The 18,060-nt window shown below is 64.1% G+C and carries 18 protein-coding genes and 1 riboswitch; of the genes, 4 read left to right on the top strand and 14 right to left on the bottom strand.

What is annotated here, in order from left to right:
• Nucleotides 1-9: 9 nt before the first annotated feature.
• The 4 genes from CJ177_RS16100 to CJ177_RS49395 form a co-directional block, all read right to left on the bottom strand.
• The gene (locus tag CJ177_RS16100) at nucleotides 10-981 is read right to left on the bottom strand and encodes an ABC transporter substrate-binding protein (RefSeq protein WP_025433179.1); all 972 of its coding nucleotides are present in this window, start codon (nucleotides 979-981) and stop codon (nucleotides 10-12) included.
• A 37-nt stretch (nucleotides 982-1,018) separates the two neighbouring features.
• Nucleotides 1,019-1,801 carry an amino acid ABC transporter ATP-binding protein gene (locus CJ177_RS16095; RefSeq protein ID WP_095868108.1) on the bottom strand — a complete coding sequence of 261 codons (783 nt, stop codon included), beginning with the start codon at nucleotides 1,799-1,801 and terminating at the stop codon, nucleotides 1,019-1,021.
• Nucleotides 1,798-2,778 carry an amino acid ABC transporter permease gene (locus tag CJ177_RS16090; protein ID WP_373560049.1) on the bottom strand — a complete coding sequence of 327 codons (981 nt, stop codon included), beginning with the start codon at nucleotides 2,776-2,778 and terminating at the stop codon, nucleotides 1,798-1,800. Before CJ177_RS16090 ends, CJ177_RS16095 begins: the two co-directional genes overlap by 4 nt.
• A gap of 144 nt (nucleotides 2,779-2,922) precedes the next feature.
• Nucleotides 2,923-2,997, bottom strand: coding sequence for a putative leader peptide (locus tag CJ177_RS49395; protein WP_368681154.1), 75 nt, complete (start codon nucleotides 2,995-2,997; stop codon nucleotides 2,923-2,925).
• Between the two features lie 7 nt (nucleotides 2,998-3,004).
• Nucleotides 3,005-3,101, bottom strand: a riboswitch (SAM riboswitch).
• Between the two features lie 212 nt (nucleotides 3,102-3,313).
• On the opposite strand from CJ177_RS49395, the gene CJ177_RS16085 reads away from it, so the two are divergent.
• Both CJ177_RS16085 and CJ177_RS16080 read left to right on the top strand, forming a co-directional pair.
• A complete protein-coding gene (locus CJ177_RS16085; protein ID WP_005254190.1) occupies nucleotides 3,314-4,081 on the top strand; it encodes a sulfite exporter TauE/SafE family protein in 768 nt (255 codons plus the stop codon).
• A 76-nt stretch (nucleotides 4,082-4,157) separates the two neighbouring features.
• Nucleotides 4,158-4,949 (top strand): HAD-IIA family hydrolase, encoded by a 792-nt coding sequence (locus CJ177_RS16080; protein ID WP_005562415.1) that lies wholly within the window; start codon nucleotides 4,158-4,160, stop codon nucleotides 4,947-4,949.
• A 21-nt stretch (nucleotides 4,950-4,970) separates the two neighbouring features.
• On the opposite strand, the gene CJ177_RS16075 is transcribed toward CJ177_RS16080, so the two are convergent.
• On the bottom strand, nucleotides 4,971-5,486 hold the full coding sequence (locus CJ177_RS16075; protein WP_257014555.1) for an LppA family lipoprotein: 516 nt from the start codon (nucleotides 5,484-5,486) through the stop codon (nucleotides 4,971-4,973).
• A gap of 17 nt (nucleotides 5,487-5,503) precedes the next feature.
• Nucleotides 5,504-7,168 (bottom strand): alpha/beta hydrolase, encoded by a 1,665-nt coding sequence (locus CJ177_RS16070; RefSeq protein ID WP_095868105.1) that lies wholly within the window; start codon nucleotides 7,166-7,168, stop codon nucleotides 5,504-5,506.
• A 92-nt stretch (nucleotides 7,169-7,260) separates the two neighbouring features.
• Here CJ177_RS16070 and CJ177_RS16065 point away from each other — a divergent pair, with 92 nt between their 5' ends.
• Nucleotides 7,261-7,581, top strand: coding sequence for a type VII secretion target (locus CJ177_RS16065; protein ID WP_005251649.1), 321 nt, complete (start codon nucleotides 7,261-7,263; stop codon nucleotides 7,579-7,581).
• 80 nt (nucleotides 7,582-7,661) lie between these two features.
• On the top strand, nucleotides 7,662-8,831 hold the full coding sequence (locus CJ177_RS16060) for an IS30 family transposase (RefSeq protein ID WP_095868104.1): 1,170 nt from the start codon (nucleotides 7,662-7,664) through the stop codon (nucleotides 8,829-8,831).
• A 49-nt stretch (nucleotides 8,832-8,880) separates the two neighbouring features.
• Here the strand turns inward: CJ177_RS16060 and CJ177_RS16055 are convergent, their stop codons facing one another.
• The 8 genes from CJ177_RS16055 to CJ177_RS16020 all read right to left on the bottom strand — a co-directional run bounded on the left by CJ177_RS16055 (nucleotide 8,881) and on the right by CJ177_RS16020 (nucleotide 18,051).
• The gene (locus CJ177_RS16055; RefSeq protein WP_218835113.1) at nucleotides 8,881-9,777 is read right to left on the bottom strand and encodes an alpha/beta fold hydrolase; all 897 of its coding nucleotides are present in this window, start codon (nucleotides 9,775-9,777) and stop codon (nucleotides 8,881-8,883) included.
• 163 nt (nucleotides 9,778-9,940) lie between these two features.
• Nucleotides 9,941-10,924, bottom strand: a complete 984-nt coding sequence (locus tag CJ177_RS16050) for an ABC transporter permease (RefSeq protein WP_082764838.1) — start codon at nucleotides 10,922-10,924, stop codon at nucleotides 9,941-9,943.
• Nucleotides 10,925-10,926: 2 nt separating this feature from the next.
• The gene (locus CJ177_RS16045) at nucleotides 10,927-12,498 is read right to left on the bottom strand and encodes a sugar ABC transporter ATP-binding protein (protein ID WP_095868102.1); all 1,572 of its coding nucleotides are present in this window, start codon (nucleotides 12,496-12,498) and stop codon (nucleotides 10,927-10,929) included.
• 16 nt (nucleotides 12,499-12,514) lie between these two features.
• On the bottom strand, nucleotides 12,515-13,822 hold the full coding sequence (locus CJ177_RS16040; RefSeq protein WP_095868101.1) for a sugar ABC transporter substrate-binding protein: 1,308 nt from the start codon (nucleotides 13,820-13,822) through the stop codon (nucleotides 12,515-12,517).
• A complete protein-coding gene (locus tag CJ177_RS16035; protein WP_218835112.1) occupies nucleotides 13,815-14,987 on the bottom strand; it encodes an agarase in 1,173 nt (390 codons plus the stop codon). The genes CJ177_RS16040 and CJ177_RS16035 overlap by 8 nt, the downstream gene beginning before the upstream one ends.
• A 504-nt stretch (nucleotides 14,988-15,491) precedes the next feature.
• The gene (locus CJ177_RS16030; protein ID WP_095868244.1) at nucleotides 15,492-16,067 is read right to left on the bottom strand and encodes a TetR/AcrR family transcriptional regulator; all 576 of its coding nucleotides are present in this window, start codon (nucleotides 16,065-16,067) and stop codon (nucleotides 15,492-15,494) included.
• A 239-nt stretch (nucleotides 16,068-16,306) separates the two neighbouring features.
• Nucleotides 16,307-17,104, bottom strand: coding sequence for an oxidoreductase (locus CJ177_RS16025; RefSeq protein WP_095868100.1), 798 nt, complete (start codon nucleotides 17,102-17,104; stop codon nucleotides 16,307-16,309).
• 62 nt (nucleotides 17,105-17,166) lie between these two features.
• Nucleotides 17,167-18,051 (bottom strand): alpha/beta fold hydrolase, encoded by an 885-nt coding sequence (locus tag CJ177_RS16020; RefSeq protein ID WP_061044931.1) that lies wholly within the window; start codon nucleotides 18,049-18,051, stop codon nucleotides 17,167-17,169.
• Nucleotides 18,052-18,060 lie beyond the last annotated feature (9 nt).

The raw sequence follows: 18,060 nt of genomic DNA, 5'->3' as shown, positions 1-18,060 counted from the left end.
GTCCTCCTGTCAGCTGGTCTTCGGGAGTCCGGGCGGGTTGACGACCGACGTGCCGACGGCCTCGCTCGCGATGTTCCAGCGGTCGAGAACCTGCGCATACGTGCCGTTCTCGATGATGTGATTGATGGCCTCGTTGACGGCAGTCACCAGTCCGTTGTCCTTCTTGGTGAGCACGGCGATCTCACCCTGGAGGGCGTCGCCTGCCCCCGAGAACGTTCCGGCGATCTCGCTCTCCCCTGCCTGCGCCACGTGGAACGACGAGGACGGGTTGGGCCCGAAGTAGGCGTCGATCCGGCCCGACGCGAGGGGAAGGTAGTAGTCGGTGACGTTCTGGTAATAGGTGATGTCGGTGGGTTCGAGCCCCGCCGCGACGTTCTGCTCACTCCACTTCACCAGCAGCGCTTCCTGATTGGTGCCCGAGGAGACCGCGATCTTCAGGCCCGCGACGTCCTTGGGCTCCTTGATCTGGATGCCGCTGTCCTTCTTCGTCTCGAACGCGACCGTGTCGAGGCGGTACGTCGAGAAGTCGTACTTCTCCTTCCGCTCCTCGGTGACGGTGACGTTCGAGATGAACGCGTCGGCCTCCCCCGAGTCGATGCGAACGAAGTTCTGCGCCCAATCCGCGGCCTGGAGGTCGACCTTCAACCCGAGAACGTCGCCGATCAGGTACGCGAAGTCGGTCTCCGAGCCGATGAGCGTCTTGTCGTCGTCGGCGTAGAAACGCAGGGGCGGGGCGGAACCGGCACTGCCTGTCACGATGAGCGTGCCGCGGTCGCGGATCTGCTGGGGAACCTTCGCGGCGATCGACTCGACCTCGTCGGTGGTGATGCGATTCTGGTCTGCGGTGAGGTTGTATCCGGCGGCCGAGGTCGGCCCCGATCCCTCGTCCTCGACGTCGCCGCCCCCGCACGCGGCGGCGAGCAGCGCGACGGTGGTGAGGGCCGAGGCCAGAATCTTCGAACGGAACCGTGCGGTGGACATGTGTGCCTTTCGGGGATCCACACCGAGGTGTGGAGAATCAGAGAACTCGGGAGAGGAATGCTGTGGTGCGGTCGTGCTGCGGGTTGTCGATGACCTGCGAGGGCGGGCCCTGTTCCACGACGACGCCGGCGTCCATGAAGACCGCCGTGTCGGCGACCTCCCGTGCAAAGCCCACCTCGTGGGTGACGATCACGAGGGTCGCGCCGTCCCGTGCCAGTTGTTTGATCACGGCGAGGACCTCACCGACCAGTTCGAGGTCGAGGGCCGACGTGGGTTCGTCGAACAGGATCACCGCCGGGCGCAGTGCGAGGGCCCGGGCGATCGCGACCCGCTGTTGCTGGCCGCCGGACAGTTGTCGCGGGTACTCGTGGGCCTTGTCGCGCACGCCGACCCGTTCCAGCAACGCGATCGCCTCGGCCTCGACCTCGGCGCGGTCGCGGCCCTGCGCCGACACCGGCGCCTCGATCACGTTCTCCAGCACCGTGAGGTGGGGGAACAGATTGAAGTTCTGGAACACGAATCCGATCCGGGAACGCTGCTTCAGGATCTCGCGTTCACGCAGTTCGTGGAGTTTGTTGCCCTTGCGCCGGTAGCCGATGAGGTCGCCGTCGATGCGGATGGTGCCCCGGTCGACCTTCTCCAGGTGGTTGAGCGTGCGCAGCAGCGTGGACTTGCCGGAACCCGAAGGCCCCAGGATCACCGTCACCTCGCCCTTGCGGACCAGCAGGTCCACACCCTGCAGGACTTCGAGTGCGCCGAAGGACTTGTGGACTCCGCGAACTTCCACCGCGAACTCCGCCGGAGTGGCTTCGACCGTCATTTCGTGGCACCTCTCGGTACGGAGACACCGGCGTCACGGATCTCGGCGAACTTCCGGGTGAGCTTCTGCCACGGAGTCGGCGGCAGTGCCCGAGCCGATCCGCGCGCGTAGTGCCGCTCGACGTAGTACTGGCCGATCGACAACAGCGTGGTCAGGATGATGTACCAGATCGTCGCGACCATCAGCAGCGGTACGACGCGGCCGTTGCGGCCGAAGATCACCTGAACCTGGTAGAACAGTTCCGCGATCGCCATCGTCGACACGATCGAGGTGCCCTTGAACAGGCTGATCACCTCGTTCGCGGCGTTCGGCAGGATGCCGCGCATCGCCTGGGGCAGAACGATCTTGAAGAACTGGCGTCGGCGCGGGATACCCAGCGACTGCGCCGCCTCGATCTGCCCGTGGTCGACCGAGATGATGCCGGAGCGGATGATCTCGGCGGAGTACGCGGCCTGGTGCAGGGCAAGCCCGATGACGGCGGCGGTGAAACCGCTGATGACGCCGTTGACCTCGAACGTGAAGAACCCCGGTCCGAACGGAATGCCCAGCGACAGAGTCTGATACAGGTACGTGATGTTGAACCAGAACAAGAGCTGCACGATCAGCGGAATCGACCGGAAAGCCCAGATGTACACCCAGGCGATCACCTGCAGGACCGGGTTGTGCGACAAGCGGCTGACCGCAAGCACCACGCCGAGGGCGAATCCGAGGACCGTCCCCCACAGCGTCAGCTTCACCGTCATCCACAGCGCCTGCAGCACGGAGCCGGCGGTGAAGTACTTGGCGAACGTGGCCCAGTCCCATCCCGGGTTGGTGGCGAGGCCGTGGACGAACTGGGCGAGCAGTACCAGCACGGCGGCGCTGACGATCCACCGCCACGGATGCAACGTCCGTGCCACTTCCAGCGCGGCGTCCGCGTCGCCGGAGGGCACTGAATCGAGGGGCGCGGCCGAACGCGCCCGAACGGGGGCGCTCACGCTCCCTCACCACTTACGACAGTCATCACGGAGGCGGCCTTTCACCTGGAACGGGACGGGAGGAGGGCGCGTCTTCCGCGGGATGCGGGCGCGCGTCAGTCGCTCACCGGGCGAAATGCCCGGTGAGCGTGCTGTCAGACCTCGTCAACAGTGGCAGGAGGTGGTCCGGCACAGGTCGATGTGCCGTCTGCGCCACGCAGGGCGCGCAAGGTAGTTCATGTGCTGCCTTCCATCGATCCCGGCGGTAGCACCCGCACCCGAAGAATTCGGAAGGGTTGCTGCGACGTCAACGAGCCAGGTCTCTCGGTCGCTCTGGATGGTTGAAGCGAACACTAGCCGCATTCCCGAAGCCCGTCAACACGAGGTATTTCCCTGCAACACAGGGGAAATGGCGTCGAGCGGACACAAGAATCACCGTGCGCAGAAGTACTGACAGGCAGCGAATCATGCGGTTGGATTGTGCGTGCAGCCCTGTATTTCCGCGGCGGAGCGACCCGGCTGCCGGGCCTTCCGACGCCCTTGTAACGTCGCCTCGGTGACACCACTCGAAGTCATCGCGATCCTGGTAGCCGGCGTAGGCGCGGGCGCGATCAACGCCATCGTCGGCAGCGGCACGCTCATCACCTTCCCCACCCTGGTGGCATTCGGGTTCCCTCCGGTGACCGCCACGATGTCGAACGCGATCGGCCTGGTCGCCGGTGGCGTATCCGGCACTTGGGGTTACCGGCGGGAACTGGCCGGGCAGGGACCGCGACTGCGGTGGCAGATACCGGCGTCACTGTGCGGTGCGATTCTCGGCTCGTGGCTACTGCTGCACCTGCCCGAAACTGTGTTCGAACTCGTCGTCCCGGTGCTGCTGATCCTCGCCCTGATCCTGGTGGTGCTGCAGCCGAAGATCCAGGCCTGGGCAAAGCAGCGCGGCAGCCACGAGGCCGGCCTGAGCCCGGCGCGCCTCACCCTGCTGACCGTCGGGACGTTCGCCGTGGGCGTGTACGGCGGATACTTCACCGCTGCGCAGGGCATCCTGCTGATGGGTGTGATGGGCGCGATCCTGCCGGAGAGCCTGCAACGGATGAACGGCGCGAAGAACCTGCTCTCGCTCATCGTCAACGTCGTCGCCGCGACCGCGTACACGCTCGTGGCCTTCGAGCGGATCAGCTGGGCGGCCGCCGGCCTCATCGCGGTGGGTTCGCTGCTCGGAGGCGTCCTCGGGGCCCGCTACGGCCGCAGGCTGTCGCCCACCGCGTTGCGGGGAACCATCGTCGTCGTCGGCCTCATCGGTCTGTTCCGCCTGCTCGCATAGTCGCGCATGCACCCTCCCCCTCCCTCATACTGAGTCGGTGAGCAACGACGTAGAGCACCCGGGCTGGACCTATCTCATGGACATGGACGGCGTTCTCGTCCACGAAGAGCACCTGGTCCCCGGGGCCGACCTGTTCCTGGCAGAACTCCGGGAATCCGGTACCCCGTTCATCGTCCTGACCAACAATTCGATCAGGACTCCGCGCGATCTCCGCGCCCGTCTGCTCCGCACCGGCCTGGACATTCCCGAGGAATCGATCTGGACGTCCGCCCTGGCCACCGCGACGTTCCTGGCGAACCAGCGCCCCGGCGGCAGCGCGTACGTCGTCGGCGAATCCGGGCTCACCACCGCACTGCACGACATCGGGTACGTCCTCACCGAGAACGACCCCGACTACGTGGTCCTCGGCGAGACCCGCACCTACTCCTTCGAAGCGATCACCACCGCAATTCGTCTGGTGGAGAGGGGCGCTCGCTTCATCGCCACCAACCCCGACCCCACCGGCCCGTCCCGAGAGGGGTCCCTTCCGGCCACGGGATCCGTTGCGGCACTGATCAGCAGGGCCACCGGTCGCGACCCGTACTACGTGGGCAAGCCGAATGCGCTGATGATGCGCTCGGCGCTGCGGGCAATCGGCGCGCACTCCGCGAACACGCTGATGATCGGCGACCGCATGGACACCGACATCGTCTGCGGGCTCGAGGCCGGGCTGCAGACCATCCTCGTCCTCACCGGAATTTCGACGCGGGATTCGGTGGAACTGTTCCCCTACCGCCCCACCGCGGTGCTCAAATCGGTCGCCGATCTGGTCGGCCGCACGTCGGATCCGTTCGGCGATGCGGCTCCGCCGCCCGTGAGTACTTCTTAACCGCGGGACGTTGACAAGTACTCACGGGTGACGGCAGCCGGTGATACCCCTGATGGTCGCTGCCCTGTACGTCCCGAACGTGATCCGGTTCCCGTCTCCACCGGCGAACGTCACGTCGTGGCGTCCGGGTCGGTCGGCGTGCACGTCGAGTCGGTCCATTCCGGCGTCGGTGGCGATCGCACGGGCCGCGGCCAGCACGGCGGGCCAGTCCGCGTCGTCGATCGGGGTGTCGGACAGCAATGCCTGCGTGGTGACGGAAAGCCCCTCCGTGTACGCATACGGGCCCGGGCATCCGCCGCCCTGGCTGCGTTCGCGATGCCACTGCCACCGGACATCCGGTGCAATCGCAGCGACGGCCTCGCTGATCCGCACCAGCGCATCGGTGACCTGCCGCTCGGTGACCGCGAGTGTCGGCCGGTCGCTCAGGCTCGCTGCCGCCGCCGCGATCTCCTCGTCGCTGAAGTTGTACGGGTTGTCCGTCACGCCACCACATCCGCTCGTCAGGATCGCCGCACCGATCACGGCGACCGCCTTCACTGCCCACCCGCCATCCGTCACCTGATCGCCAGTTCCGGCATGCCCGCGACGATCACCGCCATGTTGTAGCCGGACGTCCGCAGCTCTCCGTTGCCACTCGGCCGTGGGTACTCGCTGTGCCCGTCGGCGTCTTCCCGCCGCACGCCGTCGGGGGTGGTCGCCTCACGCACCGACAGTTGTTCGAGGTCGGCCTGCACCGGGTCGGGTCCGAGCCGGCCGAACCCGTCGACCACGGCGATGGGGTCGTCGTGCGCGCGCATCACGAATCCGTGGCCGGGCGCCAACCCGAGGTCCGATTCGTCGTTCGCGTCGAACCCGGGCGAGCCGTAGAACACGGCGTCGTCGACGGGCTGTCCCGGTCCCGGATCCTGCAACGCCAGGCCCTGAGTGTACGAACCGTACGAATGACCGAGGGCAGTGATGTGCGGGTCGGGTTTCTGCGAGGCGACGTCGAGGCCGTCATAGAATGACGCGAGTTTCGGGGCGCCCGCCGTCGCGCGGTCGGACTGCCAGGAATCGACGAGCCATCCGCGCCCGAGATTCTGGTCGAGGAACGGCACGTCGTAATTGCCCGGACCGGTGGTGGCCGGAGGCTGATACCCCAGCCACGCGATCGTCGACACCGTCTCACCGGTGCGGCCGGCCAGGTCCAATTGCCGTTCGGTCTCGGCCTTCAGCGCCGCCGCCTCGTCGGTCATCCCGCGCAGCGAGGCGACCGTCGTGTCGATGCCCGGTGTGGTGACGGAGATGTGGTCGGCGGTGTCCGGGTCGCCGAGCGCGAACGCGGCCATCGTCCGCTCCCCCGACTGCAGGTCGAGCAGCATCAGCCTGCCGTCCGGGTGATCGCGCACGAGTTTCTCCAGATCGCCCAGGTCCCGCAGCTTCTGCTCGGCATACCACAGCGCCGCATCGTCGTCGGTGAAGGCTCCGCCGAACCTGTTGCGGTCCAGCCTTTCCCGGATCCGGGCCCGTTCCTCCTCCCACCGCGACCGCTCGTCGTCGAACCGGCCGACGTTCGCCTCGTGCCGCACCGCGGACGGGATTCCGTCGCAATCACCCACCCACTCGGGATGCTGCTCGATCACCTCGCGGCGCTGGGCTGCCGGCAGGGCGTCCCAGTACTCGCGGTTGTCGAGCGGGGAGCCGTCCGGCGGCGGCGCCGGGGCGGACAGTCCGGTGCCCGGGCGATCCGTCTCACCGGGTTCGGTCGCGCCGTCCGCGGCCCGCGTCAGGACAGCGGCCGCGTCGGCGACGAGGTCCTCCGCCTGCAGGATCAACGCCCGGGCGGCGGCACGAAGTTCGTCACGCCGCGCTGCCGCAGCGTCGACAGTCGGTCCGGGCGCATCGATGATGTCCCCGTTGTCGGACAGGGCCATTCCGTGGGCGGCAGCCGCTTCGCGGAGGCCGTCGAGCTCGGCCTGCAGGTGCGTGACCGCGTCGACCATCTCACGGATCAACCGCTCGACGACAGTGATCGCCGCGACCTCGCCGGTCAGATCATCCGCGGCGATCCGGAAGCGTCGACGCGCGGCGTCGGCGGCGTCCGCCTGCCACGTCGGCAACCGGCCGATGTCGGCGAGACGGTCCTGCACGAAACCGATCGTGGCCAGTCGGGCGGACAGCGACCGTTGCACGGCCTGCAGCGCACTGGTGTCCCACCGGGCAATGTCCCTCAGATTCACGATCCCCCCCAGGATGCATAATGCCCGTACCCTAACGGATCGATCGCATCAGCGGAGTCCGATCTCGTCTCGACCGACACGAAGGATCGAAAATGAGCGATTCCACCCACGTCGACACAGCGGCCCTACGCGCAGCGGCCAGTCAGCTCGACATCCTGTTCGACGAGGCGTGCTCACAGCTGAACACCACCGACGCGGCCCTCGCCGACTCGAGTACGGCGTGGCCGGATGCGACCGGTGCCGCGTTCGGCCGGTTCACGTCCTACCTGGACGATCGACGGGAGTTGTTGCAGCAGTCTGTTGCCGAGATGTCGACGAACCTCGTCGAGTGCGCGCGCCGGTACGACGCTCAGGACAAGGCCACCGCCGGGCACCTCGACGAGGTCGCGCCGGCGACGAGCCTCGATCTCTAGGCGCTTCGCGCCCGTGCGCCTTTGTGATTGGCGTATTCAGTCGGTCGACGCAACATCCCTGGTAAGGAAGGGTGTTGTGGATGGTGTTCAAGGGGCGGCCGCCGATCGAGCGGCGAGTGCGGGAGCAGTTCTGGGAATGTTTGCGGGCGGGGCAGGACACAGTCAGCGCGGCGTGTGAGGTGCAGGTCTCGCTGACCCAGATGCGGCGGTGGCTGGTGCAGGTCGGTGGGGTGCGTCCCCGCCGACCTGTTCCCCCGTCGGGGCGGTATCTGTCGCTGTCCGAGCGGGAGCAGATCGACGAATACCGCCGGGACGGGTGGACGATCCGGGCGATCGCCCACGCACTGGGCCGCAGCCCGTCCACGATCAGCCGGGAACTGCGGCGGGCGTTGTCCTATCGCGGGAAGTATCTGGCCTCACGGGCCCAGCGGGACGCCGAGGCCCGCGCCCGGCGCCCCAAGACCGCCAAGCTCGCCGCCCACGCCGAGTTGAGGGAGCAGGTGCAGGGGTGGCTGGGTGAGGACTTGTCACCGCAGCAGATCTCGCACAAGCTCAGGCGGGAGTATCCGAGCCGGCCGGAGATGTGGGTGTCACACGAATCGATCTATCAGGCGTTGTTCGTCCAGTCCCGGGGAGCGTTGACGCGGGAGCTGACCGCCCATCTGCGGACCGGCCGCTACCTGCGTAAACACCGAAGCACGGTCGGTGAGCGGCGGGGGAAGTTCCCGGACATGGTGATGATTTCCGAGCGTCCCGCCGAGGTCGAGGACCGGGCGGTGCCCGGGCACTGGGAGGGCGATCTGATCATCGGGGCGAACAACAAGTCGGCGATCGGGACGTTGGTGGAGCGGTCGACCCGGTTCGTGATGCTGTTGCACCTGCCGGATGGGCATTCCGCCGAGCAGGTGCGGTCGGCGATGACCCGCAAGATCACCGAGCTTCCCGAGCACCTTGCCAAGTCGATCACCTGGGATCAGGGTGCGGAGATGAGTCAGCACGCCCGGTTCACTGTCGAGACGGGGGTGCCGGTGTATTTCTGTGATCCGCGTTCGCCGTGGCAGCGCGGGACGAACGAGAACACCAACGGCTTGCTGCGCCAGTACTTCCCCAAGGGTATCGCGTTGGACGGGTTCGACGAGGTCTACCTCGACGTGGTGGCCGATAAACTCAATCGTCGTCCCCGTATGACGCTCGACTGGGACAGTCCAGCCGAGCGTCTCGGGAAACTCGTTGTTGCGACGGCCGCTTGAAAACGCCATTGCCGGAACAACCAGAAAGGCGCACGGGCGGCGGAGCCGCCTATCCGAGCTCCGCCTCGGCGGCGGCCCAGAAGGCCACGATCTCTGCGGCCATCTCTTCGGGACACTCCTCCGGCAGGTGGTGTCCGATGCCCTCGAATACGCGGTCGCGGACGTTGGTACTGAACTGGCGCATCGTATGGAACAGGTTGTCGGCGTCAGCGTAGGAACCGCCGAGTGTCAGCATGGGCATGCCGAGTTGCTTCTGTTTGCGAGCTTCGCTTGCGGCACGGCCTCGCGGGCTGAATACCTCGCGGTAGTAGTTCAGTCCCGCCCGAACCGCTCCGGGCTTGGAGAAGACACGGAGGTACTCCTCGAATGCTTCCGAATCGATAACCCATGTGCGCGCAAGCTTGGACGGGCCGAAGAACCAGCTGAGGAATTCTCGTTCCCGGCCGTGGATGAGCGCCTCCGACAGTCCCTCGACTCGGTTGAAGTAGAAGTGCCACTGACGTGCGTTCAGACTGTCGTCGGGATAGCCGCGCTCGGGCAGAGGTGACACCCAGGGGATATGAGCGTCCGAGAGGACCAGAGTGCGTACATCCTGCGGATACGCCGCGGCGTGCGCATGTGCGATCCAGCTTCCCGTGTCGTGGCTGACGATGTCGAGGCCGTCCGGGCCCGCGAGTCCGAGTTGCTCGATCAAGACGTGTACGTCCTCGGCAACGTTGTCCAAACCATATCCCTCACTGGGCATATCGCTGTCGCCGAATCCGCGTGGGTCGATGGCGTAGACGCGACGCCCAGCCTCGACGAGAAGGGGAATGATGTAGCGCCACGCATACCAGCTCTGCGGCCAGCCCGGTATCAGCAGGACTGGGTCACCCTCGCCCGCGACGACATAGTGCAGTCGCACTCCCTCGGCGACGGGGACGAGGCCGTGCTGCAGATCATGCATCTGGACGCTCATGTGGCTGTGCTGCGGCACTGGATAGGGTGGGGTCGCGGTTCCGAACCGGGTCGAAGCCGACGGGGTCGTTGTAGTGGCTCTGTCAGACATGACAGCGAGTAACCTCCATGTGGTCGTTGGGCAATAGAGAGTCGGATGTTCGCGTGGGTCGCTATTTGATGAAGCTGTATCGGCTTCTGTCGATTGTCAGTGCGACCGACGCAACCACTACGAGCCCTTTCACGATCTCCTGGGTGAAGTTGTTCACGCCGGTGAGGTCCATACCGTTCGACAGCAGGGCGATGACGACGACGCCCAGAACTGTCCGATGCGCTCCCCCCAGTCCTCCCGAGAGGGCTGTTCCGCCCATGACGACCGCTGCAATGGAATCCAGCAGGAGCGCATCACCGGCGCTGGGCGAGCCGGCTTGAACTTGGCCGGTGAGGATGACCCCACCCAATCCGCACAACGCTCCGCCGAGCACGAAGGCGAGAATCTTGTACCTGCGCAGATTGATTCCGGACAGTACGGCCACCGGTTCGCCGCCCCCGATCGCATACAGATACCGCCCGAACTTGGTCCGGAACGAAACGGCGGTCAGGAGAGCCGCTACAGCCAGCACGATGAAAATCACATTGGGTATACCCAGGAGCGACTTCGAATTGACGAACTCGGGAAGCGCCGTGCTCGAGTAGACGATTGCACTACCCCCGGACAAGTGCCCGGCGACACCGGCACACACCGACATGGTTCCCAGGGTGACGAGGAACGAGGGCACCTTCAGTCCCGTGTAAATGGCGCCGTTGGCGAAGCCGATCGCCGCACCTGCCAGCACGCCGGCGGTGATGGCGCCCAGAAGCCCGATCCGATCGACCGCTGCTGCGGTCACGAGCCCTGACAAGGTGACATTTGCACCGACCGACAGATCGATCGATCCGATCAGAATGACGATCGTCCCAGCCAATGCGACGAGAAGGAGGACCGCAGCCTGCCTTCCGATATTTGTCGCGTTGTCGAATGTCAGGAACTGAGGGCTGGTGATCGTGAAGTACGCGATGATCGCAAAGACCGAAACGAAAGGGTATACGAGCGTGCTGTTCTTTCGTAAAGTTTCCGAAATGTCGAGGGTGGTTCTTTCGAGAGTCGCACTTGTCATGATCAGACCATCTCCTTGACGATATCTCGCTCGTCGGGCTTCGCGCTCGACGGGCTCTCCAGCGACGCGGTGATTGCACCCGATCGCATTACCAGAATCGTGTTCGACAGCCCGATGATCTCGGGCAGGTTGTCCGACACGAGGACTACGCTCCCACCTGATTCCGCGAAGGAGCGGACCAGTTCGTACAGTTCTTCTTTGGCACCGACATCCAGGCCGCGACACGGATCATCGAGTACCAGAATCGAAGGCTCACGTTCGAGGCATCGGCCGAATACCACTTTTTGCTGATTTCCCCCGGACAGCCTGCCGATCAACGCATCCGGTCCTGGCGCCTTGATACGTAGCCTGTCGATCCAGCGCTGTGTCATCGCGCGACTTCTCCGCAGGTTCAGGACTGCGGTGCCGCGGTACCTGAGCTTGTCGAGCAACGTGAGTGTCAGGTTCTTCTCGACGCTATGAGAAAGAATGACACCTTCGGTAGTCCGCTCCGCCGGAACGTACTGAATGCCCTGCCTGATCGCGTGGGAAATCGAACCATTACGTAGGGGCACGCCCGCGACATCGATGAATCCCCGGTCTGATTTCTGGATACCCGCCACGGCACGTGCAAGATCGGATTTACCGGAGCCGAGCACACCGGCCAGTCCCACGATTTCTCCCTCGCGAAGCTGGAAGTTCACATCCTGGAATCGTCCCGCGCTGGATAGACCGGACACGTCGAGAACCACAGGACCGAGAGCGTCCCGTTGGGCAGCCTCTTTGTAGTATTCGATGTCTCGCTTACGTCCAACCATCAACTCGTGCAACTGATCGTCCGTTGTCTCGGAGATCGGCAGCTGGGCAATCAGTGAGCCGTCTCGGAGTACCGCAACGTCATCGCAGAGCGCCTGAAGATCCGACAGTCGATGCGAAACCAGCACGAAGGTGGCGCGATCTCGCCACCTCCGCACGCTGTCGAAGAGGAGATCCGTCTCCACGGCCGACAGAGCACTGGTCGGCTCGTCCAAGAGGATTATCGGATGTGCATCGTGCGCGGCGGTGGTCGCGAAGGCTTTGCCGATCTCCACCAGCTGCCTCTGCCCGAAGGACAGGTTCTGGGTTGCCACGGTGGGATCGACTTCCACGCCGAGGTCGTGTAGCACCTTCGCGGACTCGTCGATCATCCGACGGCGCCGCAGAATCCCGTGGTGGATGAATCGCTTCTCCCGCCCGAGGAACATGTTTTCGTATACCGGTAGCGAGGGGATGAGACCCTGCTCCTGAAAGACAGTCGCGACGCCGTGCTCGGCGGCCTCGAGGGGATGCCCGTAGCCCACGACCGAGCCGGCGATTTCGATCGTACCGCTGTCAGGTTTGTTCGTTCCGTTGATAATCGACAGAATCGTCGACTTTCCGGCGCCGTTCTCGCCGACGAGTCCCAGAACTGTGTTGCGATGTACGCTGAGGTCGACGCTGTCCACTGCCGTGAACGACCCGTACCGCTTGGTGATTCCGGTCATTCTGAGAGCAAGAGTCCCAGGAGCGTCGTACGTCGTATCGAGCGAATCAGAAGGGGTCTGACTGAGTTTCATTTCCACGATTCCTCCTCTAGGACTTGAAGGGGCCGGACCGGTAACGATCCGCGTATTCCGCTGCCACTCGGTTGAACTCGGCCTTGAAACCGGGCTCCGAGTAAGCTCCGTTGAGGGAACGACCGGCCATGTCGAGACCCCGCCAGTGCAGCTCGGGATCGATAGGAAGCATCAAGTTCTGGGGGTCCCAGTCTCTCGGATTCAGTGTGCGACTCATCTTTGCGACGTCGTAGGGAAGCCGGCCCCGGTAGACCTTGTCGTACGCGGCTTCCGCGTTCTCACGGGTGATCAAGGTGGATTCCTGGTACATCATCCGCTCCGGCAGGGCGGGTTTCCATCCATTGAGCGCGTCGAAGACGGCCACCGCCGAGTAGGCCGCCAGGTGCGGCGGAACGGACATGTGGGTCACCGCCATATTGGGCCCGGTCATGATCTTCTGCAGGTTCTCTTTGTTGCCGTCGATACCGGAGACTTTGACGTGCCGCATGTTTCGCTCCTCGAGCACGCTCAGGACACCGTTCGCCTGTGCGTCACTCTGAGCGAACACCGCGACCATGTCCGGATACGCGGTGACCATGTTCAACATAACGGATCGCGACTTCTCGCGATCCCACTCTCCGTACAGTCCGCCGACAAGTTCGATTCCAGGGTTTTCGGCGACGGCGCGAGCCAGCCCCGCACTCCGGTACAGATCGGGCGTCGAGCCCCTCAGACCGGCGATGTGAACGACCTTTCCCGCGTTCCCGATCTGCCGAAAGAGCTCGGTCGCAACCTCGTACGCGATCTTCTCCGAGGGCGGCGTGACGTGAGCGACCAGGAAGTCCCCGACGTCGATCGGAGTCAGCCACGGCTGGAGTTCCCACGACGGCACCCAGTAGGTCTGATTTTCTTGAACGGTCCGTGCCATCGCCGGAACGATCCCTGCGGTCGCGGGCGCCCCGATCAGCATCCGACTACCGGTCGCCTTCACAGTCTGGAGTTGTCCGACCTGCTTCGCAGGATCGTTGTCGTGGTAGAACTGGCGAGCGTTGCACTGCAGTGCCTTCGTGGCCGCCTCGTATCCAGCGTTCCAGCTGTTCCAGTAGTCGTTGGTGAGACCGTAGATCTGTTGCGAGATGCGCCCGGTTTGAAGGTCGACGCCGGTGGCCGACCGGATCGTCCCGCTCATGGCGGCCGACTCTCGATTGCAGGCGGCGAGAAGCGGAGCAGCCGCAATGCCGGCCCCCGCCAGGGTCGCGAGCTTCAGAAACGACCGGCGGGCAAGAGGATCGCGGAGACCCGATGCCGCGTTGATGAGCTTCTGCTCGTCGGAAACCCTACGCATCGGACATCCTTGCCGCTACGTCGTAGATGGTCCCGTTGAACGCACGGACCCGGTTGACGAGATCGCCGTAAGGCTCATCCTCATGGTTTTTCAGTCCCCAGCCACGGGCGTCGTTCTCGATGTATCCGCACCAGTGCCAGCCGATCAGCCACGGTTCGCCGAGTACGCCGCCGAGACTCCGAACATAGTCGTCACCGCGTGCCGTATGATCGGGGAGCGCGGTGCGATCGGGGTTCAGCGCAGTGGGGGCGCAGTTACCGATGTCCGCGATGAGAACGGGCTTGTCGATGCCGGCGGACCACGTCGAAAGGTCGTTGCGCATGACTTCGTGGTTCTGGCGCTCATCTGTGAAGTACTGAATCGACAGGACGTCGATGAACGGCCGCGCGGCGTCGAGGACCGGCTGCGGAATGCCCTTGTTCCCGTTGTATCTGTCGCCCAGAATCAGGTGATTCGGGTCCTGCGCCTTGATGTGACGAGTCACCGTCTCGTAGTACTTGTGCGCAACCTGATACAGCCGCTCGTCGCGTTCCCGGGGGCCGAGCCCCTGCAACGTCGGGAAGTCACTTCCCGACGCATGGGGTAGCCACGCCGGGATGTCCACCATGAAGTATCCGAGCAACTTCTCGTTGTCGGCCTGGTCGAAACAGACCCGGCGCGCTTGGTACTCGACGAAGTCTTCCCAGTCAGACGAGAACACGTCCGGATGGATCGGGTTGCCGTTCCAGTCCTCGATCTGTGCCACCCGCAAGTTCTGGACGAAGGGCATCCCCGCAGTCTCGTAGTCTGCCGCGCTGAATCCCTGTGAGTGCTGCAGGTCGAAGGTCTTGTTCCAGTCGGTGATCAGCTCCCCACCACCGCTGACCCACTGCTGCGTCCAACCGAGAGTGTTGAAGCCCCATTCCGTCAGGTCGCGTACAACGCCATCGCGGATCCAGGTCTCGCGGTCGCCGTACTTCTCCCGCCAGATGTGTGCGTTGTAGTGGTGTTTGAGGTCTGTGTCCTCCGCGTGATTGACACCTGCCGAGAGGAATCCGTTCCCCGCGGGGTCGATGAACCGCCATCGGCCGTCGATCCTCTCGACTCGAAAGAAGCCTGTAGCCCTCGAGGTGATCTCGGTGGTCCCGCCCCACGGGTTGAGGTGCCTGGGCGCACGTGCACTCATGTTGTTCCTTTTCTGGTGATCCAATTGCCTGACCTCGACGAGGCGCAGAATTACTCGAGACGTTTGCACTCGGGGAGGTCTGTTCTGGGAGAATTGGGTGATCCCCAACATTGCGATGCGTGCAAGAGTGCTACGTCACAGATGAATTGTCAACGGCTAATCGAGAATGGACGCAGAATTGCCAAACACTAGAGACAGCAGCCCTTCTAGGTGCATGGATCCCGAAAACATCGGATCAGAATCGCTATTCAGAATGCATATTCAGACGCAGTAATCAGAACCGCGGTTCCAGGCCCTCGCCAATTCCGGAACAGGATTCCGTATTCCACTTTTATCCGCTGAAAGATTGACATCAGCGAAATCCATGAAGGAAAACGAGACGCTGTCCGCGGTCTCCGACGACGAGAATCCCGACCCGCTGTCGCCCGCAGACACTTCAGTGTTCAAGCCTGACAATGCGATTGAACGCCGATATGGCCGGACAGCACGACGGAACCTACGCGTTCACCACGACGACACAATCGAGTCGACAAGGTCACGGAGCTCACGTCTGCTCGTGCCGTGCTTCGCCTGAACAGCCATCCCCTGGACGACCGTCGATATGTAGAAGGCGGCCCTCGCCGGCGTCATGCTCGGCGGCAGCGGCTCATGGCGCATCGTCACAGCGAACCGCGCTTCGAGCGAGGACAGGGTCTGATCCCGGCTTCGAATCAGTTCGAGCCGAACGTCGTTCGACTCCGGCGAGCACGACAGTGCGGAATTGGTTTCGAGGCACCCTGGAGGTGTGCTCAGATCTGTATGCAGATCGACCAGGCCATAGAGCAGTTTCTCGACGATTCTCCGCGGAGTGGGTTCGGCCAACGCATCGTCACGGAAGGAAAGATACTTCTGCTGGTAGCGTTCGACCGCGCGCGTGAACAGATCTTCCTTGCTGTCGAACACGCGATAGAAACTGGCGCGGTTCAATTCTGTCGCACCGAGGAGTTCGGCCAGAGACGCGCCTTCGTAGCCACGGAGCCAGAACAGCCGTAGCGCTCCTTCGAGCGCACGGTCTTCGTCGTATCCTCGCGGAGCGCCCATCAGAACACCCACACGTATGCGGTTTCACTGCCCAGCAGGGACATCGGTATCTCCAGAAAGGACGCCACAACACGACTAGTACGTTCTAGTGCAGAAGGCTAGATGCTCGAATGGGGCTCGGTCAAGGTGTCGAACCGCAGAACCGAGTTCGGCGGCGGATCAACGACCATCCGGTTGATCCGCCGTCGAAGCGGGCTACGCCTCCGACACCGAAACAGCCCGAGCTCGACTCGACGCTGTCATACGCTACGCATCGTTCCACCGTCGATTGCGTATTCGGCACCGATGACGGACGGGCACCGATCGGACACCAGAAAGCCGACAAGCTCCGCCACTTCAGCGGTCTTGGCCACGTCACCCAGGGGAACTCCGCCGAAGAGGCCCATCAGTTCGGCCTTTCCGTCATCCAGAGAGTTTGCGAAGTCTTGCGACATCTCCGTCTCGACGATCCCCGGCGCGATGCTGTTGACCCGGACTCCGTACGGCGCCACCTCGACTGCGAGCGCCTTGCTGTATGCGGTCAGCGCCGCTTTGCTCGTCGCGTAGGGAACCGAGGCGCCGAGAGCGAATCGGCGTTGGATGGAACTGATGTGGACAACCGCACCAGAGCCCTGGCTCTTCATAGCGGGAATGAGCGCTCGGTCCACGCGGACCGCCGCCATGAGGTTCGTCTCCAGGGCGACCTCCCAGTCGTGCTCGCCCATGGAGAGAACTCCACCGTCGGACAGGGTCGCCGCGCCGGCCGAGTGGACGACGACGTCGATTCCGCCCAACCGGTCCAGCACTGCGTATGACACGCGCTCCGCCTCGGCGGGTTGTGTGAGGTCGCCGGTGATCAGGTCCGGAAGCGATGGGTTCTGCGTGGGCCGAGAGCGGGCCACCGTCGCCACTCGTGCACCGCGATCGCGTAGATGCTGGGAGATCGCGGCCCCGATACCGCGTGAGCCACCGGTAACCAGGACACGCTTTCCATCGAATTCGCCGTGAGGAACCACCTCGGGTGCGGTGTCCCGGCCCCCGTTGTCCGATGAGGACATGAATACTCCTTTTCCAATTGCGCCCGATGGTGCGCGATCAGGCGCACCATCGGCCGTACTACTTACGCCGGTACCTCTTTGAGGAACAGCTGGACAGACTCGAGGAACTCGGCAGGTCGCTCTTCCGGGAGCCAGTGACCGCAATTCGGCACCACTACGCCGTGTACGTTCTCGGCCACGGCCTCCATGGAGCTGACACACAGATCCCGAATACTGTTCGCGCCACCGAGGGCGAGAACCGGGATGGTCAGCTTGGTCTTCGACAGTTCGGCATTGTCGATACCGTCCTGGTAGAACGCCCTGTAGAGCTCGAGCCGCAGACCACCCGGGCCCGAGTAGCTACGAGCGTAGACGTCGATGTCCTCGTCGGTGATGCCGTCGAGGTTGTACATCTGCATGCGGTAGAACCACCGGAGGTACTCGCGCTCTTTGCCGCTGATCAACATTTCGGCCACGTCGCTCGCTGCGTGGAACGACAAGTGCCACAGTCGAAGCTCGTCGCGCTGATCCATGAAGTACTCGATGCCCTTGTCCCCTGCGACGCCCTTGAGCGCCATCTCGCAGAAGACGAGGCTGCGGACCTCGTCGCGGTGAGTTGCCGCGTATGCATAGGCGACGGCGGCGCCGTGGTCATGGCCCGCGACGTGAACAGGGCCCAACTCGAGCTTCTCCACGAGCTGGTGGATGTCCTGAGCCACGGTCTTCTTGTCGTATCCCGTCAGCGGCTTTTCCGGGACGCCGGAGTCGCCCAGGCCACGCAGATCGGGAACGATGACCGTGTAGTGATCGGCCAGCTGGGACATGACCTTGCGCCACATGTACCACGTCGAGCCCCAGCCGTGCAGGAGCACCAGCGGCGGCCCGTCGCCTCCGCGGACGTAGTGCAATCGGACCTCGTCGAGGTCGATCATGTGATGTGCGAATCGCTGGTCCAGTTCGTATGTCATGGTGATTCC

Source organism: Rhodococcus sp. ACPA1 (assembly GCF_002300195.1).
Taxonomy (GTDB): Bacteria; Actinomycetota; Actinomycetes; order Mycobacteriales; family Mycobacteriaceae; genus Rhodococcus_F; species Rhodococcus_F opacus.
This window is presented reverse-complemented; position numbering and strand designations above follow the sequence as displayed.

Coding starts and splice junctions, on each gene's coding strand:
- CJ177_RS16025 (WP_095868100.1), bottom strand. CDS start 17,104: ATGTCCTCATCGGACAACGGGGGCCGGGACACCGCACCCGAGGTGGTT.
- CJ177_RS16065 (WP_005251649.1), top strand. CDS start 7,261: ATGAGCGATTCCACCCACGTCGACACAGCGGCCCTACGCGCAGCGGCC.
- CJ177_RS16080 (WP_005562415.1), top strand. CDS start 4,158: ATGGACATGGACGGCGTTCTCGTCCACGAAGAGCACCTGGTCCCCGGG.
- CJ177_RS16050 (WP_082764838.1), bottom strand. CDS start 10,924: ATGACAAGTGCGACTCTCGAAAGAACCACCCTCGACATTTCGGAAACT.
- CJ177_RS16030 (WP_095868244.1), bottom strand. CDS start 16,067: ATGGGCGCTCCGCGAGGATACGACGAAGACCGTGCGCTCGAAGGAGCG.
- CJ177_RS16035 (WP_218835112.1), bottom strand. CDS start 14,987: ATGAGTGCACGTGCGCCCAGGCACCTCAACCCGTGGGGCGGGACCACC.
- CJ177_RS16060 (WP_095868104.1), top strand. CDS start 7,662: ATGGTGTTCAAGGGGCGGCCGCCGATCGAGCGGCGAGTGCGGGAGCAG.
- CJ177_RS16020 (WP_061044931.1), bottom strand. CDS start 18,051: ATGACATACGAACTGGACCAGCGATTCGCACATCACATGATCGACCTC.
- CJ177_RS16100 (WP_025433179.1), bottom strand. CDS start 981: ATGTCCACCGCACGGTTCCGTTCGAAGATTCTGGCCTCGGCCCTCACC.
- CJ177_RS16095 (WP_095868108.1), bottom strand. CDS start 1,801: ATGACGGTCGAAGCCACTCCGGCGGAGTTCGCGGTGGAAGTTCGCGGA.
- CJ177_RS16045 (WP_095868102.1), bottom strand. CDS start 12,498: ATGAAACTCAGTCAGACCCCTTCTGATTCGCTCGATACGACGTACGAC.
- CJ177_RS16055 (WP_218835113.1), bottom strand. CDS start 9,777: ATGCATGATCTGCAGCACGGCCTCGTCCCCGTCGCCGAGGGAGTGCGA.
- CJ177_RS16040 (WP_095868101.1), bottom strand. CDS start 13,822: ATGCGTAGGGTTTCCGACGAGCAGAAGCTCATCAACGCGGCATCGGGT.